This is a genomic window from Rhodococcus globerulus (assembly GCF_019334125.1).
GTDB lineage: Bacteria > Actinomycetota > Actinomycetes > Mycobacteriales > Mycobacteriaceae > Rhodococcus_F > Rhodococcus_F globerula.
In genome coordinates, this window is record NZ_CP079698.1 from 603,389 (window position 1) to 624,474 (window position 21,086).

The 21,086-nt window shown below is 61.6% G+C and carries 25 protein-coding genes; 14 read left to right on the plus strand and 11 right to left on the minus strand.

Features of this window, described 5'->3' with window-relative positions:
- Window positions 1-44 precede the first annotated feature (44 nt).
- Window positions 45-1,223, plus strand: a complete 1,179-nt coding sequence (locus tag KYT97_RS02775; protein ID WP_033236180.1) for a protein kinase family protein — start codon at window positions 45-47, stop codon at window positions 1,221-1,223.
- Between the two features lie 60 nt (window positions 1,224-1,283).
- Here KYT97_RS02775 and KYT97_RS02780 read toward each other — a convergent pair whose 3' ends face one another.
- Window positions 1,284-1,664, minus strand: coding sequence for a nuclear transport factor 2 family protein (locus KYT97_RS02780; protein WP_033236181.1), 381 nt, complete (start codon window positions 1,662-1,664; stop codon window positions 1,284-1,286).
- A 160-nt stretch (window positions 1,665-1,824) separates the two neighbouring features.
- Between KYT97_RS02780 and KYT97_RS02785 the strand changes: the two genes are divergently transcribed.
- The 5 genes from KYT97_RS02785 to KYT97_RS02805 all read left to right on the plus strand — a co-directional run bounded on the left by KYT97_RS02785 (window position 1,825) and on the right by KYT97_RS02805 (window position 8,595).
- Complete coding sequence (locus KYT97_RS02785) at window positions 1,825-3,168, plus strand: replication-associated recombination protein A (RefSeq protein ID WP_233363897.1); 1,344 nt, start codon at window positions 1,825-1,827, stop codon at window positions 3,166-3,168.
- Window positions 3,169-3,259: 91 nt separating this feature from the next.
- Complete coding sequence (gene alaS / locus KYT97_RS02790) at window positions 3,260-5,932, plus strand: alanine--tRNA ligase (RefSeq protein WP_033236183.1); 2,673 nt, start codon at window positions 3,260-3,262, stop codon at window positions 5,930-5,932.
- A gap of 2 nt (window positions 5,933-5,934) precedes the next feature.
- Window positions 5,935-6,471, plus strand: a complete 537-nt coding sequence (gene ruvX, locus KYT97_RS02795) for a Holliday junction resolvase RuvX (RefSeq protein WP_033236184.1) — start codon at window positions 5,935-5,937, stop codon at window positions 6,469-6,471.
- Window positions 6,468-7,778 (plus strand): endolytic transglycosylase MltG, encoded by a 1,311-nt coding sequence (locus KYT97_RS02800; protein WP_095886207.1) that lies wholly within the window; start codon window positions 6,468-6,470, stop codon window positions 7,776-7,778. The genes ruvX and KYT97_RS02800 overlap by 4 nt, the downstream gene beginning before the upstream one ends.
- Entirely contained in the window at window positions 7,768-8,595 is an 828-nt protein-coding gene (locus KYT97_RS02805) for a shikimate dehydrogenase (protein ID WP_033236186.1), read from the plus strand. The genes KYT97_RS02800 and KYT97_RS02805 overlap by 11 nt, the downstream gene beginning before the upstream one ends.
- Window positions 8,596-8,697: 102 nt before the next feature.
- Here the strand turns inward: KYT97_RS02805 and KYT97_RS02810 are convergent, their stop codons facing one another.
- Complete coding sequence (locus tag KYT97_RS02810) at window positions 8,698-8,853, minus strand: site-specific integrase (RefSeq protein WP_342393904.1); 156 nt, start codon at window positions 8,851-8,853, stop codon at window positions 8,698-8,700.
- A 123-nt stretch (window positions 8,854-8,976) separates the two neighbouring features.
- Window positions 8,977-10,023, minus strand: coding sequence for a TY-Chap domain-containing protein (locus KYT97_RS02815; protein ID WP_219111712.1), 1,047 nt, complete (start codon window positions 10,021-10,023; stop codon window positions 8,977-8,979).
- 401 nt (window positions 10,024-10,424) lie between these two features.
- Between KYT97_RS02815 and KYT97_RS02820 the strand changes: the two genes are divergently transcribed.
- Window positions 10,425-11,027, plus strand: coding sequence for a prepilin peptidase (locus KYT97_RS02820; protein WP_072782510.1), 603 nt, complete (start codon window positions 10,425-10,427; stop codon window positions 11,025-11,027).
- A 6-nt stretch (window positions 11,028-11,033) separates the two neighbouring features.
- Here the strand turns inward: KYT97_RS02820 and KYT97_RS02825 are convergent, their stop codons facing one another.
- The gene (locus KYT97_RS02825) at window positions 11,034-11,234 is read right to left on the minus strand and encodes a Txe/YoeB family addiction module toxin (RefSeq protein WP_394855547.1); all 201 of its coding nucleotides are present in this window, start codon (window positions 11,232-11,234) and stop codon (window positions 11,034-11,036) included.
- Between KYT97_RS02825 and KYT97_RS02830 the strand changes: the two genes are divergently transcribed.
- Window positions 11,149-11,538, plus strand: coding sequence for a hypothetical protein (locus KYT97_RS02830; RefSeq protein WP_245006002.1), 390 nt, complete (start codon window positions 11,149-11,151; stop codon window positions 11,536-11,538). The two genes, KYT97_RS02825 and KYT97_RS02830, sit on opposite strands and share 86 nt — an antisense overlap.
- A gap of 284 nt (window positions 11,539-11,822) precedes the next feature.
- Here the strand turns inward: KYT97_RS02830 and KYT97_RS02835 are convergent, their stop codons facing one another.
- On the minus strand, window positions 11,823-12,317 hold the full coding sequence (locus KYT97_RS02835) for a hypothetical protein (RefSeq protein WP_219111714.1): 495 nt from the start codon (window positions 12,315-12,317) through the stop codon (window positions 11,823-11,825).
- 260 nt (window positions 12,318-12,577) lie between these two features.
- A complete protein-coding gene (locus KYT97_RS30830) occupies window positions 12,578-12,874 on the minus strand; it encodes a hypothetical protein (protein WP_072782512.1) in 297 nt (98 codons plus the stop codon).
- Window positions 12,875-13,268: 394 nt separating this feature from the next.
- On the opposite strand from KYT97_RS30830, the gene KYT97_RS02845 reads away from it, so the two are divergent.
- From KYT97_RS02845 to KYT97_RS02855, 3 genes are read left to right on the plus strand one after another with little or no spacing between them, the layout of a single operon-like run.
- Window positions 13,269-13,736 carry an SRPBCC domain-containing protein gene (locus tag KYT97_RS02845; RefSeq protein WP_219111716.1) on the plus strand — a complete coding sequence of 156 codons (468 nt, stop codon included), beginning with the start codon at window positions 13,269-13,271 and terminating at the stop codon, window positions 13,734-13,736.
- Window positions 13,733-14,068, plus strand: coding sequence for an ArsR/SmtB family transcription factor (locus KYT97_RS02850; RefSeq protein WP_219111717.1), 336 nt, complete (start codon window positions 13,733-13,735; stop codon window positions 14,066-14,068). The genes KYT97_RS02845 and KYT97_RS02850 overlap by 4 nt, the downstream gene beginning before the upstream one ends.
- A gap of 19 nt (window positions 14,069-14,087) precedes the next feature.
- Entirely contained in the window at window positions 14,088-14,531 is a 444-nt protein-coding gene (locus tag KYT97_RS02855; RefSeq protein ID WP_219111718.1) for an SRPBCC family protein, read from the plus strand.
- Here the strand turns inward: KYT97_RS02855 and KYT97_RS02860 are convergent.
- The 3 genes from KYT97_RS02860 to KYT97_RS02870 all read right to left on the minus strand — a co-directional run bounded on the left by KYT97_RS02860 (window position 14,528) and on the right by KYT97_RS02870 (window position 16,244).
- Window positions 14,528-15,001 (minus strand): nucleoside deaminase, encoded by a 474-nt coding sequence (locus KYT97_RS02860; RefSeq protein ID WP_219111719.1) that lies wholly within the window; start codon window positions 14,999-15,001, stop codon window positions 14,528-14,530. The genes KYT97_RS02855 and KYT97_RS02860 overlap by 4 nt on opposite strands.
- 81 nt (window positions 15,002-15,082) lie before the next feature.
- Window positions 15,083-15,553: a cyanase gene (gene cynS / locus KYT97_RS02865; RefSeq protein WP_092808134.1), complete on the minus strand. Its 471-nt coding sequence runs from the start codon at window positions 15,551-15,553 to the stop codon at window positions 15,083-15,085.
- A gap of 31 nt (window positions 15,554-15,584) precedes the next feature.
- Window positions 15,585-16,244 (minus strand): carbonic anhydrase, encoded by a 660-nt coding sequence (locus tag KYT97_RS02870; RefSeq protein WP_095887833.1) that lies wholly within the window; start codon window positions 16,242-16,244, stop codon window positions 15,585-15,587.
- A gap of 104 nt (window positions 16,245-16,348) precedes the next feature.
- On the opposite strand from KYT97_RS02870, the gene cynR reads away from it, so the two are divergent.
- Window positions 16,349-17,245: a transcriptional regulator CynR gene (gene cynR, locus KYT97_RS02875; RefSeq protein ID WP_033236198.1), complete on the plus strand. Its 897-nt coding sequence runs from the start codon at window positions 16,349-16,351 to the stop codon at window positions 17,243-17,245.
- Window positions 17,246-17,684: 439 nt separating this feature from the next.
- Window positions 17,685-17,915: an RlpA-like double-psi beta-barrel domain-containing protein gene (locus tag KYT97_RS31235; protein WP_372472230.1), complete on the plus strand. Its 231-nt coding sequence runs from the start codon at window positions 17,685-17,687 to the stop codon at window positions 17,913-17,915.
- 55 nt (window positions 17,916-17,970) lie between these two features.
- Here the strand turns inward: KYT97_RS31235 and KYT97_RS02885 are convergent, their stop codons facing one another.
- Entirely contained in the window at window positions 17,971-19,251 is a 1,281-nt protein-coding gene (locus tag KYT97_RS02885; protein ID WP_233363755.1) for a DUF3500 domain-containing protein, read from the minus strand.
- Between the two features lie 143 nt (window positions 19,252-19,394).
- Here KYT97_RS02885 and KYT97_RS02890 point away from each other — a divergent pair, with 143 nt between their 5' ends.
- Entirely contained in the window at window positions 19,395-20,381 is a 987-nt protein-coding gene (locus tag KYT97_RS02890) for a tellurite resistance/C4-dicarboxylate transporter family protein (RefSeq protein WP_233363757.1), read from the plus strand.
- On the opposite strand, the gene narI is transcribed toward KYT97_RS02890, so the two are convergent.
- Window positions 20,355-21,086, minus strand: a complete 732-nt coding sequence (gene narI, locus KYT97_RS02895; RefSeq protein ID WP_219111720.1) for a respiratory nitrate reductase subunit gamma — start codon at window positions 21,084-21,086, stop codon at window positions 20,355-20,357. The two genes, KYT97_RS02890 and narI, sit on opposite strands and share 27 nt — an antisense overlap.

The window sequence follows — 21,086 nt, forward strand, 5'->3', positions numbered from 1 at the left end:
CGAAGACGCATGATTCCAGTAACTTACGGGTAAGTTGATCAGTGATGACCGTATTACTGGCAGACCCCGTATCCGAAGTCGTGGCAGCTGCCGAGCAGTTGCTCACGCGCCGCACCGGAGCACCCGTTACCCTCGTGGATCCCACGGATCTGGGTGGCAGTGGACGCACCATCGTGCTGCGCGTTCGAGTTGCCGAAAACCCGTTTTCCCTACCTCGCACATTGGTGATCAAGCAGGTCCGTGATCCCTATCTGGGTGTCAAGAACGGCGTTACCCCGCCCGCTGAGGCAATCCACGTGTTCGATCCTGATACCGCGTTCCTGCGTGAAGCCGTGTCGTACCAATTCGCCAACGCATTGGCCAAGGACGCCCGTCCCGGCGCGGAACTGCTGGCATACGACTTGGACGCCAGGCTCCTCGTGCTCAGCGACCTCGGTGACGCCACCGCGATCAGCGTTCTTTTCCAGGACAGCGACGCAGACACCGTCACGAATACCCTGATGGCAATGGCCCAGGCAATGGGTCGCATGCACGCCGCCACCGTAGGACGTGAAGAAGATTTCACAGCCCTGCTTCGACGTGCCGAGGTTGTCCACAGTTCCGACGAAGTGGCTGATCAGGTGGCGCGCGTCATCACCGACGTGCCGTCGATGTTGGCGGACACACTGGGTGTTGTTGTCGATCCGAATATTCTCGAACAGGTTCACCACGCGCAGAATCTGTTCAGCGGTGGGCGATTCCGCGCCTTCAGTCCGTCCGATCTGTGTCCGGACAACATCATCGTCAACGGCGAAGGTGTTCGATTCCTCGACTACGAGTGGGGTGGATACCGAGACGCGCTTCTCGACATCACGTACGCACTCGTGTCGTTCCCGGGATGCCTGTGCAACGTCGACCTGACCGAGGAACGCGCGTCGGCGATGGTCGACGCGTGGCGTTCGGAAGTGGTGGGCTTGTGGCCGGCGCTTGCCGACGAAGCCGAATTGGGTCGAGGACTGGTCGAGGCTCAGCTCATCTGGGTATGGCTGAGCACCTACATGTTCCTGCCCAATGATCATTCGCGGATAGCCGCAGTGCGCGAGCACCATCTGTCGATTCCGCGTTCGGATGCGTTGCTGCGCCGTTGGGCACGGTTGGCGCGATCAGCCGAACTCGCAGGCAACGTCGCTGTGCATGACCACGCGAACGAGGTTGTCGCTGCACTCCGCGCACACGCTGAGTAACGCACACACGAACCGATAAAGCGCCCGTGCCGGAGCACGGGCGCTTTTGCATGTCGAAGCTCAGTTGTCGGCGAGAGCGTCCGCCTCGGACAGATCCGTTGCCGCCAGCGCCGTCGCGAGATCGGGATGCCGGAAGGTAGACGTGACCTGGTCCTCGACCACCCGGAACGCCGACGCAATGGTGGCGGTCTTGCCGGGTTCTGCGGCCCACGTCGCAGTCTGCTCGACAACGACAACTCCGTGGTGGACGTACATCTTGCCGGGAACAAGCGTCAAACCGGCGTTCGACGCCCACTCGCTCAGTGCTGCTAATCCTTGCGTTGCCCCGTCGGCTCCACCCACCTCGATATCGTCGCTCGACAACTGCAGGAGCGTGTCGATGTCTTGGCTGTTGAGTGCGTCATGCCACGCGAGAACGGTGGCGATCTCAGAAGTGCTCATGGCGACACGCTATCCAATTCGGCCCGACCGTGCTTTCCAGTTGGGACTTCGACGCGTCGGTACCTTCTAGTAGCGTCGTTTTGTGAGCGATTGGCAAGCTGAAGACAGCGTGGTGGCAGATGACGGCCTGTTCGAGGCAACTCCGGAAGAATCCGAGATCGTGGATGAACCAGATGTCGTCTCGGTAGCCGAGCGCGCCTTGTCCTCGTTGCCGCCCGGTGCTCCGCTGGCTGTCCGCATGCGCCCGCGCACTCTTGGTGAGGTTGTCGGCCAGCAGCACCTACTCGGGCCCGGTGCGCCGCTGCGGCGAATGGTCGAGGGATCCGGTGCCGCATCGGTACTTCTGTACGGGCCTCCTGGTACCGGCAAGACCACACTGGCGTCGTTGATTTCCGGCGCGACCGGTCGGCGTTTCGAGGCGCTGTCTGCACTGTCGGCCGGTGTCAAAGAGGTTCGCGGTGTGATCGAACTGGCTAGGCGACGGCTCCTGAACGGCGAGCAGACCGTCCTGTTCATCGACGAGGTACACCGATTCTCGAAAACCCAGCAGGATGCGTTGTTGGCCGCTGTCGAGAATCGGATCGTCCTGTTGGTGGGCGCTACCACCGAGAATCCGTCGTTCTCCGTGGTGTCGGCGTTGCTGTCCCGTTCGCTGGTTCTGCAATTGCAGGCGCTCACCGCAGCCGATGTTCAGGAGCTTCTCGAGCGGGCAGTGATCGACGAGCGTGGGTTCGGTGGCTCAGTCACCATTGCCGACGACGCGATGGAACATCTGGTGCGGCTGGCGTCCGGTGACGCCCGCCGTGCGCTCACTGCTCTCGAGGCAGCAGCAGGCGCTGCGCTCGACACCGCTGGCGGCCAACCCGGACCCGTCGAAGTCGATCTCGCGACCGTGGAGGCCAGTGTCGACAAAGCCGCCGTTCGGTACGACCGTGACGGCGACCAGCACTACGACGTCATCAGCGCATTCATCAAGAGCATTCGAGGTTCCGACGTAGACGCGGCGCTGCATTACCTTGCGCGCATGCTGACTGCGGGGGAGGACCCGCGATTCATTGCGAGGCGACTGGTGGTTCACGCCAGCGAAGACATCGGGATGGCCGATCCGATGGCATTGCAGACGGCGATGGCTGCTGCTCAGGCCGTGCAGTTGATCGGAATGCCGGAGGCACGTCTCGCGCTTGCCCAGGCCACGATCCATCTCGCGACCGCGCCGAAATCGGGTGCCGTCATCGAAGCGCTGGGTGCGGCCATGGCCGATGTGGCTGCCGGAAAGTCAGGTCTCGTGCCGCCGCATCTACGTGACGGTCATTACAAGGGGGCTGAGAAATTGGGAAACGCGGTCGGATACAAGTATCCACACGACACCCGCGACGGCGTTCTACGGCAGCAATATCCACCGGACGAACTGGTCGGTGTCGACTATTACAAGCCGACTGGCCACGGAAATGAGCGGGAGATCGCCGATCGAGTGGGAAAATTGCGTCGAATCGTGCGGGGTTGAAGCTGTAATCGTGCGGGGTTAAAGCTGTAAGGTCCCTGCACGCTAGGCTGGACAACGACAGTTCGACGCTCATGAAGGTAAGGACCGGTTAGTGCAAACCCACGAGATCCGCAGGCGATTCCTCGACCACTTCGTCAAGGCCGGCCACACTGAGGTGCCCAGCGCGTCGCTGATTCTCGACGATCCGAACCTTCTGTTCGTCAACGCCGGCATGGTTCCCTTCGTGCCGTTCTTCCTCGGCCAGCAGACGCCGCCATACTCGCGTGCGACGTCTGTGCAGAAGTGTGTTCGCACCTTGGACATCGAAGAGGTGGGCATCACCACCCGCCACAACACGTTCTTCCAGATGGCCGGCAATTTCTCCTTCGGTGACTACTTCAAGAAGGAAGCCATCTCGCACGCCTGGGCGCTGCTGACCGGTTCGGTTGACGACGGCGGCTACGGCATCGACCCGACGCGCCTGTGGGCCACTGTCTTTCACGATGACGACGAAGCATTTGCGATCTGGCGCGACGAGGTCGGCGTGCCGGAAGAGCGCATTCAGCGCCGCGGCATGAAAGACAACTACTGGTCGATGGGCATCCCCGGACCGTGTGGGCCCTGCTCGGAAATCTTCTACGACCGCGGCGCCGAGTATGGCGTAGAGGGCGGCCCGGAAGCCGACGAGGATCGCTACATCGAGATCTGGAACCTCGTGTTCATGCAGAACGAGCGCGGCGAAGGCACCACGAAGGGTGACTACCCGATCCTCGGACCCCTGCCGAAGAAGAACATCGATACCGGCATGGGCGTCGAGCGTGTTGCCTTCCTCTTGCAGGGCGTCGAAAACGTCTACGAGACAGACCTTCTCCGTCCCGTCATCGAGAAGGCCGCTGAGCTGACCGGCAGCGTGTACGGCACCGATCACACGTCCGATGTTCGTTTCCGCGTCATCGCCGACCACGCCCGCACCGCCGCGATGCTGATTGCGGACGGCGTCAATCCCGGCAACTACGGCCGCGGCTACGTGCTACGCCGGTTGCTTCGCCGCATCGTGCGCTCGGCCAAACTGCTCGGCAGCGAGCAGCCCACCATGCGCGAGTTCATGATCGTCGTCCGCGACACCATGGCTCCGTCGTACCCGGTTCTCGAAACCGACTTCACGCGCATCGAGAATGTTGCCGTCGGTGAGGAAACAGCGTTCCTCAAGACTCTGGCATCAGGATCGGCCTTGTTCGAGAACGCTGCCGAGACGGTCAAGTCGTCCGGAAAGTCGGTCATTGCCGGCGACCAGGCATTTGCCTTGCACGACACCTACGGCTTCCCGATCGACCTGACACTCGAGATGGCGTCCGAGGCCGGTCTCACCGTCGACGAAGACGGCTTCCGCACCCTCATGGCCGAGCAGCGCAAGCGCGCCAAGGACGACGCTCAGGCTCGTAAGCACGCGCATGCCGACCTCACGGTCTACAAGGAACTGCTCGATCGCGGTCCCACCGAGTTCACCGGCTTCAACGAACTGGTCTCCGAAGCTCATGTCCTCGCGCTCATCGTCGACGGCGTTCGTGTGCCGGTCGCCAAGGCGGGGCAGTCGGTTGAGGTCATCCTTGACCGCAGCCCGCTCTACGCAGAGTCCGGTGGACAGATCGCCGACATCGGATCGCTCACGGCGCCGGGACTCGAAGCCAAGGTCAACGACGTTCAGAAGATCGCCAAGAAGGTCTGGACGCACAAGGTCACCGTCCAGAAGGGCGAGATCACCGAAGGCGACATCGTTCTCGCACATGTCGACGCCGAATGGCGTAAGGGTGCAACCCAGGGACACTCCGGTACCCACATGGTGCACGCAGCGCTGCGTCAGGTGCTCGGCCCCAACGCCGTTCAGGCCGGCTCACTCAACAAGCCCGGCTACCTCCGCTTCGACTTCTCTTGGCAGGGTGCGCTTTCCGAGTCCCAGAAGCAGGACATCGAAGTTGTCACCAACGAGGCTGTCGCGTCCAACTTCGCGGTCAACACGTTTGTGACGGACCTCGACAAGGCCAAGTCGATGGGTGCCATGGCACTCTTCGGTGAGAACTACGGCGACGAGGTTCGCGTCGTCGAAATCGGCGGCCCGTTCTCGATGGAACTCTGCGGCGGCACGCACGTCGGAAGTTCCGCTCAGATCGGTCAGGTCACTCTGCTCGGTGAGCAGTCCGTCGGCTCCGGCATCCGCCGTGTCGAGGCGTACGTCGGTTTGGATTCCTACCGTTATCTGGCCAAGGAGCGCGCGCTTCTGGCCGGACTGTCCGCATCGCTCAAGGTTCCGTCCGAAGAGGTTCCGGCTCGCGTCGAAGCGCTTGTCGAGCGTCTCAAGGTGGCCGAGAAGGAACTGGAGCAGACCAAGGCCAAGGCTGTTCTGGCTGCAGCCGGTGAGTTCGTCGACAAGGCCAAGCGCATCGGCAGTGTGCTCGTGATCGCAGAACCTGCACCCGCCGGCGTCGGAGCCAACGACCTGCGCACGCTCGTCACCGACATCAAGGGTCGCCTGGGCTCGGAGCCCGCAGTGGTCGCATTGCTCGGCGACACCGACGGCAAGGTGCCCTTCGTGGTTGCCACCAGTAAGGCTGCGCAGGCGCTCGGCGTGAAGGCAGGCGACCTCGTCGGCTCGTTCGGACCGAAGATCGGTGGTCGAGGCGGCGGAAAGCCCGACATGGCTCAGGGGTCGGGTTCCGACGCCTCCGGAATCCCGGCGGCGCTCGATGCGATCCGGGACCGGGTCGCAGAACTGGCGGGCGGCAGCTAACGGTGGCAGCGGCTGTGCAGGGTCCCGATCGCCCCGGCGTCGACGACCCTGGCCGCGGACGCCGCGTCGCGATCGATGTTGGCAGTGTCCGGATCGGGGTTGCGTCCAGCGACCCCGACGGGATTCTTGCGACACCGGTCGAGACTGTGCCTCGCTCGAAGGAACGTGGACCCGACGCGCCGGATATCCGGCGGATTATCGACATCGTGTCCGAATACGAGGCCGTGGAGGTTATCGTCGGACTGCCACAGACGCTGCGCGGCGAGCAAGGCAAAGCCGCCGGCATCGCCACTGCATTCGCAAAACGACTGCAGCGGGCCGTCGAACCGATCCCGGTGAGACTGTCCGACGAGCGACTGACGACGGTCACGGCTGCGCGCAACCTCCGCGAAAGTGGAGTCAAAGCTCGCGGTCAGCGTCCGATGATCGATCAGGCTGCGGCAGTGGAGATCCTGCAAGGCTGGCTGGACGAGCGGAGTAGAGCAGTGAAACCAGGGGAGTCGTCGGGGGACACGCCTGTGTCGGAGTCCGATCGGTGAGCGGGCGGTGGGATGAGGGCGGCTCCGGCCGGCCCACCGGTTCATTCGATTTCGACAACGACGAGACCATGGTCATGCGTGCGCTGCCACAGACCATCGAGCCGCCGCACATGTCCAGAGCTGAAGCGCGCAAACAACGCGAAGCGCAGTCCAAGCGAGCCAAGCGTGGCAAGAAGGTCGGTGTCCTCGCGCTCCTCGTCTTGGTGATCGCGGTTCTGGGCGTGGGTGCCTACGGTGCGACGTGGTACATGAACCGCACTCAAGCGGCGGCCGACTACGCCGGGCCGGGCGGGGCGCCCGTCGTGATCCAGATCCTTCCGGGTGAAACTGCCTCGGAGATCGGTGCCACGCTTGCCGAGAAGGACGTGGTTGCCAGTTCGGCGGCGTTCTACAACGCGGCGGTGAGTAACTCGGCGGAGATCCAGAAAGTTCAGCCCGGTTTCTACCAGGTACCTGTACAAAGCAGTGCAGCAGACGCTCTGGACACCCTGGTCGCTCCTGAATCTCGTGTCGGCCTGGTCGTCGTTGCCGCAGGGCGTCAACTCCACGACAGCAGTGACGCGCAGACCGGTGCTCTCAAGAAGGGCATCTACAACCTCATCGAGGAAGCCAGCTGCGTCGGATCAGCCAGTGCACAGACTTGTGTGACGGCCGACGAATTGAATACTGCGGGAGCGTCTTCCGATCTCGCTGCGTTGGGCGTTCCCTCGTGGGCGATGTCGTCCGTGCAGGGTGTGCCGGACAAAGACCGTCAACTCGAAGGCCTCATTGCGGCAAGTAGTTGGGATTTCGATCCCACCGGAACGCCGACGGAAATCCTGCGGACACTAGTCCAAGGCAGCGCCGAGAAGTACGAAAGCACCGGCATTCTGACAGCCGGATCCGGCGTCGGACTCTCGCCGTACCAACTGTTGGTCGCGGCGTCGCTGGTCGAGCGTGAGGCTCTGCCCGACGACATGTCGAAGGTCGCCCGCGTGATCGTCAACCGCTTGGCCGTAGATCAGCCGTTGCAGTTCGACTCCACTGTCAACTACTCGCTCGACACCACCGAAGTTGCGACGACGGATGATGATCGCGCGCGGGTGACGCCGTGGAACACCTACGCAATGCCGGGATTGCCCGCAACCCCGATTGCGTCACCGAGCATCGAAGCGCTTCAGGCAGTCGAATCCCCGGCCCTCGGAGACTGGCTGTACTTCGTCACCATCAACATGCAAGGCGAAACGCTCTTCACCCACAGTTACGACGAGCACCTCGCCAACATCGTTCTAGCGCAGGAAAGCGGGATTCTCGACAGTGGTCGGTAGCACCTCAACCGCACGCAAGGCAGCAGTTCTCGGCAGCCCCATTCAGCATTCGAAGTCCCCGTTGCTGCATCTCGCGGCGTACGAGGCCTTGGGTCTGACCGACTGGACCTACGAGCGGATCGAATGCACGGGGGAGCAGTTGCCCGCGCTTGTCGACGGGCTCGGGCCCGAATGGGTTGGGCTGTCGGTCACGATGCCGGGCAAGATCGCAGCCCTCGAATACGCGTCGGAGCGCACTGCGCGCGCCGTTGTCATCGGGTCGGCAAACACGTTGGTGCGCATCGACGGTGGATGGCGGGCTGACTGCACCGATGTGGACGGTGTCAGCGGTGCGTTGATCGCCGGCGGTGTCGGTGATCTCACCGGTGCCCCCGCCGTGGTGGTCGGGGCCGGCGGAACGGCTCGGCCGTCGCTGGTTGCCTTGGCGGATATGGGTGTTCGCAACGTGACTGTCGTCGCCCGCGATCCGGGTCGTGCATCGGGCGCCATCGAATGCGGCGCTGCGGTTGGCTTGGACATTGATCTTGTTGCCTTCGATGATCCTCGTCTCGGCGGAATCTGTGCCGATTCGGCAGTTCTGGTCAGCACCGTTCCCGCTGATGCGGCGGCACCCTTTGCCGCGGAACTGGGTAAGGCACCTTTTGTCCTCGACGCGATTTACAACCCCTGGCCGACGCCGCTGGCCTCGGCCGTCGAGGCCGCCGGTGGCACCGTGATCGGTGGCCTGGCGATGTTGCTCAATCAGGCCTTCGGGCAGGTTGAGCAGTTCACGGGTAAGCCCGCACCACGTGAGGCGATGGCTGCCGCTATCGCTTAGTGGTCCTGGTCAGAAGTTCGTCGGGGGTGGTTTCCAGGCGGTGGGGTCGGCGAGGTAGAGCACTCTTTGAGTCCGTCGAGGACGAATTTCGGTACCGCGACCTCACCGGACCGTCTTGCCCTTGGTGGTCCCGCTGTAGTGCTTGCTGCCCAACTGAACCTCGGTGTCGGAGACCGTCAGTCGCGCCCGGGTGAAGTTTATATCGCGGACTCGCAGTGCGATGGCCTCACTCCAGCGGCAGCCACAGTAGGCGAGCACCAGCACAAGGAGCCCGTGCCCGTGACGGTCTGCCTCGGTCGATAGTCGGTCTACGTCTTCGGCCGTCAGGTAGATGTGCCGATTGCAGTCCCGCGGTTATCGGTGAAGGTGGGTACCTGGTCCTCAGGCCGGGGCGATACCGAGTTCCGCACCCACGTACGACATGTCGTCGACGCCCTGGGCATTCGAGAATGCCGTGAAAGCAAGCTCGTTGGGATGTGCCACTCCAGCGACGTCGCGCAAGGTCACCATTGTCCGAACGGCCAGTTCGTGCATGGTGGGATGCGTCGTGTCCCTTCCGGTCGGCGGGCCCAGCCAGATCGGCGCGTCGATAGCCCCGTGGTGATCGGGCGTCCACTGCCACCCGAGAACGCTCATCAGCCGGTTGATTTCCTTCAGGTCCGATCTTGCAGCATCCCCGAAACCGCACGCGCTGTCGATGTCACCACCGGAGTTGTAGAACTGTACGTCAACCTGGTTGTTCGATCCTTTTTGAGGGGCATCCAGGATGACATTGCCCAGCCACGGCAAAGTGGCCAGAACCCACTCGAACCGCGTGACGAACTCGTCCCACCCTGAGCACCGTGCCGGAAGGCCGGACAACGTCGGACGGTCGGAAGCGACCTCGCCCACGGCCTGTGTGGGGGTGGGGCCGAAGTTGTTGTAAGAGCTGACGCGGAGCCGGTCAGGAGTCGTACCTAATCCGTCGCGCAACACCGCGACGATTGCAGCGGCGATCTCGTATCGTTGGTCGTCGGCATTGTGGCGCCATCCCGTTCTCCACTCCCGCGCATACTCCTCGACACGCTGGCCCTCGTGTTCGACGTCGTGATCGCGGCCGATATGGATTTCGACAGACTTCCACAACGGCTGGTCGCGTGGCACCCAACGACCGGACTCACGGTCACGGACCTGGGAAAACAAGGTGGTCCGCTGCGACTGGATCACCGCCCGTAATCGGGCAGCCGTCACTGGTTCATCGGGCACCGTCACCCTGATATCAAGTCCTTTGTCGTCTTCTCGGAACAGGATCCGTTGCCCGGTCAACGTGTCGCGCAGTTGAAGGCTGTCGCCATCCGTCGGCGAAATCAGCGTCTCGTTTTCATCCCAGTCCGGGTACAGCACCAGTTGGATGTCCTCAAACAGACTGGTCCAAACGTCATCAGCCACAACCACTCCCCGTTTCCGAAACCTCCCGACAAACCTCCCGACAACCTACCGACACGCCCCGACACGTACGTTTCCGACGCCAACAAACCATCCGCCTCGGTAGCCGGGCGACAATCTCCAGACTGTCGAACGCACTAACTTGCCGCATACCGATCGTTCGGTAACGCTTGGGGTCTGGTGACAAGAAACGGAGCGCTACAACGCCACAGCCACGCCGTTCCAATGGAGCTACACCTGCGGCCACCTGTATAGACACTTGCAGCGCCTTGAGCACGACGCCACACTCCGGGATGCCGCGTGACCCCCGACGAACTTCTGGCGATGACCACTTAGCTTTATCCACAGTGCCGCCGTAGTGCACAGCACGATTTCGTAGGCTGCGGCCGGTCGACGGTCGGCTCATGCTCAATGCCATGTGGATGTTGGTGGGGTTGGCAACTGCGGGTGCTGTTGGCGGTTTTGGTGCGCGTTTTCTTGCTGACGATTGGTTGCGCCGAAACCTGTATGCCGGGATTTCAGTCCGTTGCGGTGTGCCTGAATTGTGCGTCGCGGTGGGCTGGTTGCTTGTCGGTGTAGCGACTTCATCTGCACTACAGCTTGTTTCGGGCCTGGCGTTCGTGTGGTGGTGTGTGGCCGTGTCACTTGTCGATGTGTCTGTGCGGCGGTTGCCGAACACTTTCACTGTGCCCGCCTATGGTGTCGTTATCGTCGGCGCCTTGTTTGCGGGAACGCTCTGGGCAGCGCTGATGGGATCGGTAATGCTCTCGGGAATCCACCTTGTGCTGCACCTGATTTCGGCAGGCTCCCTGGGCGCAGGTGATGTGAAGCTGGCACTTCCGCTGGGTGCGATCACGGGGTTGGGTGGTGCCCAGGTCTGGCTGCTATCCGCTTTTCTGGCTCCGGTGATCACATTAGTGGTGGCCGTTCTGCTGGCGCGGCGGTCGCAGGTCCCTCATGGGCCGTCGATGTGCGGCGCCGCGCTACTTGCCTGGACGATCGGGTGAGCGTGTTCAGCGTCCGTAGTGGTAGCGGCACGCAGCGATTCGGATCTGGTCGTCGGAGATTTTGTAAATCAGACGATGCTCGTCAGTGATCCGCCTCGACGAGTATCCGTGAAATCCATGTTTGAGTGGTTCGGGTTTTCCGATTCCTTCGTTACCATTCGCGCTGCTCCTCTCGTTCATTCGTGAGAGCGTCGGCGCGAACACCAACGAGTGGGCAGACGACTACCGCCCGCAAGCTAAAGACAGTCCCTTCACTCTCATCGTCGAGGGCGAGGTTTTCGCCGTCACGGTGCGTGAAAATGGCAGTGAGGATTACACCTGGGAATCCGGACCGAACAAGAACTACGGGTTCGGTGGTGGCCCAGCACAGGTGGCCAGTGTTCCGGGGTTCGATGTTCCGGATGGCGAGGTTCCGGACGCCGAGCCGTACCTGTCGACGATTGACGATCACCGCAGGTCGATCAGAAACTTCCTCGGCATGATCGACCCCGAAACCGGGTACATCGAATAACCACGCGCGGATGACGGCGATGGCCGAATGATCACTCGTTATTGTCAATCGTCGTGAGAGTGCGTGTCAGCGGTGTCTGGAAATTGACCCCTTCGCAACCCGAAACTCGCAAACGGCTCGGCGTCGGCGTTCTCAGGTGATCGTGCGATACGAGGATCTTTCGCAAACACGCTGGTTAGGGCGGCTAAGAGTCGAGGCATTCACTAATCAATGCTGGTTCATCGTGAACAGCACACGACAGGCGGCTTATTTATTGGGATACCGGTGCAACGAAAGCCAGTGGATCACCGGGCGTGTGCGACTTCGGAGAGGATGGTGTCGTTTCGGTCGGAGGATTCGTTTGCGGCACGGTAGACGATCGACACCGCGTGGGCTGTCGCCGGACCAGCGAGTGCGATTGCCCCGAAGATCATCCAACGAATGACATCGGGGAGAGGTGGAGTGGAAGAAGCGGCTGGCGACTCGAGTAACAAGAAGTTGGCGATCGCGCCGAGTGCTCCGAGCAGTCCGAGCGCTGCCACTGATGATCGTCGAACCCACTTGATTTCGGAGAACACCACAACAGCACCGAGTGTCAGTGCCGAGATGACCGTCATAGCGGTGACTATCCAATACTCGGAAGGCTGTCCATCGCGGACTGCGAACGATGTGGACAAAGTCGCGGAACCGGTCAGCATCGCTGCGCCCCACAGCAGTCCGACGATCAGGATGAACTTACGCGTGGGACTAGCCTTCGATCTGGTGCAATTCTCAGACGAAACGGACGCTTCGGATGTCATGGGCAGATCTTTGCATCGGGTACCGACAGGGGCCTCTGGGGTCGATGTGCTGTCGTGGACGAGCGGGGACTGAGAAGTCGCGATTGGTCAACTGTTAACGGTTTGCAGAAGGCTGACCAGAATACCGGTTATCGCAGGACATGCCAGTCGGGTCTGGGATGAAGATTGAAAAGCCTTTCGTGTCAACCGAATCGAAAACGATTGACCTTATGGTTTGTGGTGAGCGCGCCAGTCCCGTGCGTACGTGGCCAGCCTGGCGGTCAGTGTTCGTCGTAATGCTCACCATGCGCGGCGTGCCGATGGCCATCGTGGACGTAATCAGTGTGATCGCCGTGCGGAACGGCGACATGGCCGCACCCTTCGCCATGGACGTGATCGTGGCCTTCGTGGACGACGTGCTCCGACGTCTCACATTCGTCGACATGATCGCCGTGGGGACGATGCAGGTGCCCGTCGTGCGCATAATCGACATGGTCACCGTGCGGAACGGCGACGTGGCCGCACCCTTCACCATGGCTGTGTTCATGTTCCGAGTGTTGTTGATGTTCTGTTGTCATCGAAAACCCTTTCACTGGAAGAATCAGTCAGGCGATGGTGAACGCTGCCTGCCGTGTGCGATCTTTTGCCGGTGAGACACGCTTGCCGCGTTCAGGAGTTGTGTCACTTCCGCTCCCCCGACGTGGGGCAGACGCCCTTGCCGTCGCCGTTGAAATGAGGCGGCGTCGCACGGTTGCATGTTGATCTGACAGTGCCGACATTACTCCGGTGCGCCACAGGACATGCGGAAACTGTGGAGTCGCGGCGTCCTGAATTTCGGTATAGGCGTTGCGAAGTCGTTACATCGGATGATGGTCCGGTGTAGCGACTTCGCGAAGCGCAATGATTGGTTGCGTATGCGAATTCAGCTGGGTATTCTGATATGCAACCAAAGGTTGCAGAAGAGGTGCCGGTATGGAGTACGGACAAATCGAGCGGTCAATCTACGTCGAAGCCGCACCCGACGTGGTTTACGAGGTCATCAGCAGTCCTGAGCATTTGAAGGAGTGGTGGTCCGACGAGGTTGTCGACCTGGAACCGGTTCCGGGCTCTGTCGGCGAACTCGTGTGGGGAGAGCGGACCTCGCCTGACAGTCATGTTGCCCGGATCGAGGTGGTCGACGCTGCGCCACCCCGATTGTTTTCATTCCGATGGGCTCACTTGTCCGATGACGCGGTGCCCCCAATGAACAGTCTGTTGGTGACATTCGAACTCAGTCCATCGGGAGAGGGCACGACGCTGCGTATGACGGAAACTGGGTTCCGTGAAATGGGATGGGAGGTCGCGGTTCTCGAGGAGCAGTACAACTCACACGTCGAGGGGTGGAACCGGCATCTGCCGCGGCTTGTCGAGTGCGCAGCCCGACTGGGTGCGAGCGGATGAGCCTTATCGACGACGACCTCTGGACAGCGATCGGGGACCCCACACGCCGACGAATGCTCGACTTGCTGTTGGCAAATGGGGAGGGGACGGCGACCACTCTGAGTGAACAGCTACCCGTAACCCGTCAAGCTGTCGCGAAACACCTCGGCACTCTCGACCGCGTTGGTTTGGTACATCTGACGCCCGCCGGCCGGGAGAGGCTCTACCGGGTCGATGCCGCGCAACTCGCCCGCGCCGTAGCGCAGCTGAATGCAGTCGGTTCGTCGTGGGATGCCCGGTTGCAGCGCATCAAACGGATTGCGGAAGCAATCGAACATAACAACCGGAAATGAGAAGAAGGAGGAACCCGCGATGGTCGACATTCTGCACAGGGTTGGGATCAAGTCGTCCTCTGTCGGCGATGTCTACGCAGCGTTGACGACAGTTGACGGTCTGGCCGGCTGGTGGACCAGCGATACGGACGGAGATCCGAATATCGGAGGCACGCTTCAATTCCGCTTCGGTGAAGGCCGGATTGATATGAAAGTGGTAGAACTCCAGCCCGACAAACGAGTGCTGTGGGAGGTGACCGAAGGGCCGGAAGAATGGATCGGGACCCGCGTGGTGTGGGACCTCCGACGCGATGGCGATTTCACCGTCGTCCTCTTCGCGCATGAAGGGTGGAAGGAGCCGGTGGAGTTTCTGCACCATTGCAGCACCAAGTGGGCGCTCTTCCTGATGAGCCTGAAGTCGAAGGTCGAAACCGGCACTGGCGCACCGGATCCCCGCGACGTCAAGATCGACAACTGGAACTAGGTAGTGGAGTAGTTCCGCTCCTGCCAGGCGCGGTAGACCTCGATTGCGCCGTCGTGGGGTTGGTAGTCCATCGGTAGTCGGCGCTCAACCGGGTCCTTGGCGAATTCTCCGTAGAAGGTGCTCAGTTCGAAGTACTTGCGGTCGTCGACGTAATACGGTTCGTAGTCGGTGCGTTGCGTGAGGAATACGACCCGGTCCGGACTGCAGTAATAGAGCGAATCGAGGCACATCGGGCAGGGATGCGCGAGCACATAGATGGTGCACCCGGTCAAATGCTCGGTGCCCAGTGCGGTGCAGGCGGCACGGATCGCGAGGATCTCCGCGTGCGCTGTCGGGTCGTTCGTCTGGGCCACCAGGTTGGGGCTTTCGGCAAGGATCTCACCGTCGCGGGCGATGACGGTGGCGAAGGGCCGGCCGCCCTCGGCGACATTGGCATTCGCGATATCGATGGTTCGTTGAATAGGGTCCATGACAGTCCTTGTCTGACAGTGTGTTTCAGGAAGGTGTTCAGGGGCGGCGGCCTCGGGAGCAAGGCCGCCGTCACGCCGAAGCTAGAAGGGCTTGGTCGGCAGGTACTTGCCGTCGAGCGTGATGACCGCGCGCTCGCCGCCATCCGGATCGGCAACCTTCTTGATGTCGAGCTTGAAGTTGATTGCACTGATAATGCCGTCGCCGAACTGCTCGTGCACCAATGCCTTGAGGGTGGTGCCGTAGACCTGAAGCATCTCGTAGAAGCGGTAGATGGTCGGGTCGGTGGGCACGCCGCCGGGGATGGAACCGCGCAGAGGGATGGTCTGTAGCAATCGCACCGCGTCCTCGTCCAGACTGAGCTTGTCCGCGACGACCTTCGCGGCGTCGGCGGGAAGTGCATGCTGACCGAGGAGGGCTGCGGTTACAAAGGCCACACTCAGCCCCGTGCCGTCGGTCAGTTCCTGCCAGGACAGGTCTTTTCGGGCCTTGGCGTCGATGACGGCTGCGGTGAGTTCTTCGCGGGGTCCTTGGGTGAACTGTGACTGAATCATAATGATTTCCTTCTTTATTTTGGGTGGGGGATCAGGCGGGGACGCCGGGCATTGTTGCCGCGGCGCAGGTCTGGGGGTGTTCGACGAGCGAGACGAACCGGCGGGTGCCGCCGTCGAGGGCTTCGATCGAGCCGGTTTCGATGTCGTAGACCCAGCCGTGCAGGTTCAGTCGACCTTGTTCGAGTGCGAGAGCGACCGAGGGGTGGGTTGCGAGGTTGGTCAACTGGGCGATGACGTTCTCGTGGACCAGTGCGTTCAGTTTCTCGGCTGCCGAGCCGTGCGTGCGGGCGGCGTTGACGACCCTCGCGGAATCTGCGTGCTGGAGCCAGTGCGCGACGGCCGGCATCTCGTCGAGGGGCTTGCCGGTGGAGATCGCCGTCATCGCGCCGCAATCGGAGTGGCCGAGGATCACGATGTCGGTGACACCGAGAACTGCGACCGCGTACTCGACGGTGGCGGATACGCCGCCCGGTTCCGGCCCGTACGACGGGACGATGTTGCCGGCGTTGCGGATGACGAACAGATCGCCGGGTTCGCGTTGGGTTACCAGTTCCGGGACCACTCGGCTGTCAGAGCAGCTGACGAATAGGGCCTGCGGGTTCTGAGTCGTCGCGAGTTCCTTGAAAAGTCCGGAGCGTTTCTGAAAGGCGTCCTTCTGGAATGTCATAAAGCCGTTGATGATGTCGTGCATGTTGCCTCCTTGCAATGGTGATGACTCAAGGATGACCTCGATGGTCGATAGTGTCCAAGACTTGTTAGTCATTACCTCGATAGACAGTGCCTATAGTTCTAGTTATGGAGCTACGTCATATCCGTTATCTGCTTGCGGTCGCCGAACATGGAAACTTCACCCGGGCGGCGGAGTCGCTGCATGTGTCGCAGCCGACTCTGTCCCAGCAGATCAAGCAGCTCGAATCCGCTCTGCGGGTGCAGTTGCTGGACCGGTCCGGGCGGACGGTGCGAACCACCGACGCCGGCGAGGCTTTCCTGCATTACGCGCGGCGAGCTTTGCAGGATCTGGATGCCGCCGAGCGCGCGATCCACGATGTCCAGGACCTCAGTCGCGGCTCGCTGAGGCTGGCGACGACGCCCACCTTCGCGGCCTACCTGGTGGGTCCGTTGATGGACCGATTCACGACGCGCCACCCAGGCATTGCCGTCACCGTTCAGGAGATGACTCAGGACCGAATCGAGGCGGAGTTGGCACGCGACGGACTCGACGTCGGCATTGCGTTTGCGGACGTGCGCTCGGAGGAGATCGAGAGCGAGTCGCTGTTTGTCGAAACTCTCAGTCTCGTTGTCGGTGTAAAGCATTCGCATGCCGGTCGGTCGAAACCACTGCCTGCGAAGACACTGGAGGATCAGGCGCTGGTGTTGCTCAGCAGTGATTTCGCGACGCGGCTTCACATCGATCGGTACTTCAAGCATCAGGACATCACACCTCGGACGGCTATCGAGGTCAGCTCGATCGGCGCGATCGTGGAGATCGTCCGCCGCGGCAGTCTCGCGACGGTGCTGCCTGACGCGATCACCCTCGAACAACGGGGCCTGTCCTCGATTCCGCTGTCACCGGCATTGCCTACGCGTACGGTGGCCCTGCTCCGACGGAAGGGTGCCTATCGCACGGCCGCGGGCCGGGCCTTCGCCGAAATGGCCTCGACCTGGGACCACCTAAACGGGTGGCCCGGGTGAGGCTCATCTGCTTATGTGCGGACCGTCGATTCACGAGCTGTCGCTGCCTTAGGCAGTGACAGGAGCGCATTGACGCCCGGGACCATCGTCACTATTACCGAACCCAGTCGGAATGTCCGGCGAGCCTACCCAGCGGGAGTACCGGCCGGCCGTACCGTCGCCCAACATCGGAAATGTCCGATTTCTCGATTGAAAACAGGAGGTCGCTTTGTCCCGATGTTCGGTGCGACGAATTGCGGTATCCGTGGCCGTCGCGGTGACGGCGTCCGCTGCTGTATTGGCGGGAACCTCTGTCGCGGAGGCGCAGCCCACAATGTTCGACCTACTGGGAGGCGCCTCCACAGGTAGTGCGGGTAGTGCAGGCGATACAACCGACGACGCGACAACACACAGTGGCGATGCGACGTACTTTCATGCCGGTCTCGGTAGTTGCGGCGGTATGTCAGCAGATACCGACTACGTGGTTGCGATATCCGCAAGGATCTGGACCAGAGCGTTGTGCGGAAAACAAATTCTGGCCTCGAGCGGGCCGAGATCGGTAACTGTCACCATCGTAGATACCTGTCCAGGCTGCGCTGCCGGTGATCTTGATCTTTCACCAGCCGCGTTCAAGAGGTTGGGTAATCTTTCGGACGGAAGGATTCCTGTTACATGGCGGTTCATCGGCTGATCTCGTCCGTGAATCGGGCACCGACTGAGGAGGCTCACCTTTCTGGCTCCGGGACCTAGCTGCCGTTCGGGGGCGTGCTACCGGGCCCACCTGTACCTGGTGCGCCGCCACTGCCGGGTGCGCCCGCGCCACCGCCCATACCCGTAGCTTCCTGCTGGACAACACTTCCGGCGTAGTCGTTACTCGGGTCTCGGTAGATGGTGTGAACGTGGCCCCAACCTGAGGTATTCACGCCTTCGACGTCCGCGCCGGCAGATCCCTGCTGCGCGGCAAACTCGACGTAGACATCCGGTCCGGAGATCTGGAAGTAGATGCCATCGCCCTGCGTCATGTCGTACTCGGTTGCACCGGACCAGTTCACGTACGTTTCGTCGAGGCTCGCCTCGATCTTCGCGAGCGCGTCCGCAGTGGTCTCCTCGTCTGCAATGCCAACCCAGTTCGCGATCACGCCGAGCAGCAACTGCTTCTGCTCGTCCGTCAGGTCTGAACCGGAAAGCCCTGTGCCAGTCGGGTAGTCACAAGTACTGCCCGGCGCGCACACCATATTCGCTACGGTCTCGCCCTGATACAACTGAGCCCTCTGCTCATCGGACAAGCTGTCGTAGAAGGCGAACGCGCTCGTGTAGATACCATCGAACGGCTGAACCTCGTTGCCGTCGGCATCGGTGTAGACGGCGGGCTGTATGCCCAGGTGAGTCGGTGCGAACGTGATGGAGTCGGCGGAGCCGTCGAGCGTTGCGTTGATGCCGAGGTGGTGTCCGCCGAACTGAACTGCCCACGCATCCGTGTTCGACGGATCGCCGAAGAATGCGATGTAGTACTGACCGAGAGAATCTTCCGTCGACGTACTGTTCTCGTGCAGATATTCGTCGCCGCCCATGATGCCGGTGACGGTGTCGTAACCTGCCTCGCTCAGCAGTGCTTCGAGTACCTTCATGGCGGCCGCTCGTTGCTCATCGGTCAGTTCGGAGATATTGAGTCCCGCTCGATCGACGAACGTCACCGGAAAGTTCGACCACGACGTCGTTTTGGTTTCGTCGTCGTAGGCGTAGAGAACCGCCTCGCGCTGCTCGGCTGACAATGTCTGCAGAAATGCTTCGGTCGCTGCTGCGGTGTCGGTGATCGTTTCGGCTGTGGTCGTCGAGTCAGTCGAGTTCGCAGACGCGACAGTGGACGACACCGTCGACGTGGACGCCGACGTTGCCGAGTTGGTACCGGCTGTCTCGGCGGTGCACCCGCCCAGAAGCAGCCCGCCGGCCAGCAGGACGGACACGAAGGCAATGCGGCGGCGACCAGGACTGGCTGAGGAAGTACTCGGAGAGCGTCGGATCATCATGGAGCCAAAAGTATTTGCGATACCTGCATGTTCGCTGTGACTGCTCTGGACGTTCGCCGTGAGAAATCTGGGTGCATGCTGTCGGGGAAGTATGTGGAGTCGAAATCAGGACATACACGGCATCATCGCTCATCATTGAGGATGTGACCGGCGATCATCGCGCGAGATCGACAGCCAACCGCACGCTCGAGGTAATTCCTCCCGGTGCGGGAGCAGCCGCGATGTCTTCGGGAATAGTGTCGGTGGCCTTGCACCTGGTGGGATTCGAGGTCTTTTCGCTGGCATGGCTGGGGATCGGCACAGCAATCTGGCTTGTTCTGGCTGTCGTGTTCGTATCGCGGTTGGTTGACAATCGCGCTCGGTGGATCGACGAGGCCGACACTCCGCCGGCTCTCACGGGAGTGGCCGCGACAACCGTGTTGGGTACTCGGGTTGTACTGCTCGACTGGGACTCGGTCGGTTATGTCGCGCTCGCGATTGCGCTGGTGGCGTGGATCGTGCTCATACCGGCGGTAATTCGACACTGGACCTCGCCAACCGTCGGCGTGCACTTTCTGCTGTGCGTCGCAACGCAGGGTTTGGCCGTACTCGGTGCGACGCTCGCTGCCACGACTACGGCGCACTGGATTGCGCTTCCGTCGGCGGCTGCGTTTGTGCTCGGCCTGGGGTTCTACGTGTTGGTGCTCGTACGGTTCTCGTTCAATCAGCTCCGAGTCGGGGCCGGTGATCACTGGGTGTTCGGCGGCGCCCTGGCAATCTCGACGCTCGCGGCCGGAAAACTCACAGCGGCAGCGCCCGTCGTGGGCTGGTCGGAAACGCTACACCTGTCGTTTCAACGATTGAGCATCGTGCTCATGATTCTCGTGCTCGGCTGTTACGGCGTGTTGTTTATATGCGAATTGATCTGGCCTCGACTGGAATACGACGTCAGACGTTGGTCGACGGCTTTCCCGATGGGGATGACGTCGGCGGCGTCGTTAACCGTTGCGGGGACGGCGTCGACCCCGTGGTTGAAGATAGTTGGCGAAATTCTGGTGTGGCCGGCAGTAGTCCTGTGCGTAGTTCTGCTGATCGCATCTGTGTGGCGATTGTGGACTGTGAGTTCACCAACCCCGACGGTGGGGGCGTGAGCCGACGGGTTCGCCCTTCCGGGCGTCGTCGCGACTGCGGTAGACGATGTACGGCCGAAACAGGTACGCGACCGGCGCGCTGAATACGTGTACCAGGCGCGTGAACGGCCACAGTGCAAACAACACCAACGCGATCGTGACGTGAATGTGGAAGTCGAGTGACGCCTGTGCCATGAGATCACCACGAGGCTGGAAGATCCAGATGGATCGGAACCACGGGGAGACCGTCGTCCGGTAGTTGGATTCTTCGCCGAACGCTCCGGACCCCAGCACTGTCGTGGCGAGACCAGCGACGATTGCGGCGATCAGCACGACGTACATCAGCTTGTCGTTCCAGGTCGTGGCCATGAACACCGGTCCCCGGGTCCGCCTGCGATACACCAAGATCCCGGCGCCGACCAACGTTGCCACGCCCGCTATCGACCCAAGAACGAGGGCTTGCAGGTGATAAACGTGCTCACTCATCCCGATCGCGTCGGTCCAGGACTGTGGGATCACTAATCCGATGAAGTGTCCGATGATGACTACGAGGATTCCGAAATGAAACAGTGGACTACCGATTCGCAACAGACGATGCTCGTACAGTTGCGACGACCGCGTTGTCCAGCCGAATTTGTCGTAGCGATAGCGCCACCATGTGCCGCTCACGAAGATCGCCAACACGACGTACGGCACTATGTCCCAGTAGATTTCACCGGCAGACAT

Excerpts from the sequence above, each read along its gene's own strand:
- KYT97_RS31235 (WP_372472230.1), top strand. The coding sequence starts at position 17,685 with ATGTCAGCAGATACCGACTACGTGGTTGCGATATCCGCAAGGATCTGG.
- KYT97_RS02855 (WP_219111718.1), top strand. The coding sequence starts at position 14,088 with ATGGTCGACATTCTGCACAGGGTTGGGATCAAGTCGTCCTCTGTCGGC.
- KYT97_RS02820 (WP_072782510.1), top strand. The coding sequence starts at position 10,425 with ATGCTCAATGCCATGTGGATGTTGGTGGGGTTGGCAACTGCGGGTGCT.
- narI (WP_219111720.1), bottom strand. The coding sequence starts at position 21,086 with ATGTCTGCCGGTGAAATCTACTGGGACATAGTGCCGTACGTCGTGTTG.
- KYT97_RS02870 (WP_095887833.1), bottom strand. The coding sequence starts at position 16,244 with ATGCACGACATCATCAACGGCTTTATGACATTCCAGAAGGACGCCTTT.
- cynR (WP_033236198.1), top strand. The coding sequence starts at position 16,349 with ATGGAGCTACGTCATATCCGTTATCTGCTTGCGGTCGCCGAACATGGA.
- cynS (WP_092808134.1), bottom strand. The coding sequence starts at position 15,553 with ATGATTCAGTCACAGTTCACCCAAGGACCCCGCGAAGAACTCACCGCA.
- KYT97_RS30830 (WP_072782512.1), bottom strand. The coding sequence starts at position 12,874 with ATGACAACAGAACATCAACAACACTCGGAACATGAACACAGCCATGGT.
- KYT97_RS02775 (WP_033236180.1), top strand. The coding sequence starts at position 45 with ATGACCGTATTACTGGCAGACCCCGTATCCGAAGTCGTGGCAGCTGCC.
- KYT97_RS02845 (WP_219111716.1), top strand. The coding sequence starts at position 13,269 with ATGGAGTACGGACAAATCGAGCGGTCAATCTACGTCGAAGCCGCACCC.
- KYT97_RS02860 (WP_219111719.1), bottom strand. The coding sequence starts at position 15,001 with ATGGACCCTATTCAACGAACCATCGATATCGCGAATGCCAATGTCGCC.
- KYT97_RS02780 (WP_033236181.1), bottom strand. The coding sequence starts at position 1,664 with ATGAGCACTTCTGAGATCGCCACCGTTCTCGCGTGGCATGACGCACTC.
- KYT97_RS02885 (WP_233363755.1), bottom strand. The coding sequence starts at position 19,251 with ATGATGATCCGACGCTCTCCGAGTACTTCCTCAGCCAGTCCTGGTCGC.
- KYT97_RS02835 (WP_219111714.1), bottom strand. The coding sequence starts at position 12,317 with ATGACATCCGAAGCGTCCGTTTCGTCTGAGAATTGCACCAGATCGAAG.
- KYT97_RS02850 (WP_219111717.1), top strand. The coding sequence starts at position 13,733 with ATGAGCCTTATCGACGACGACCTCTGGACAGCGATCGGGGACCCCACA.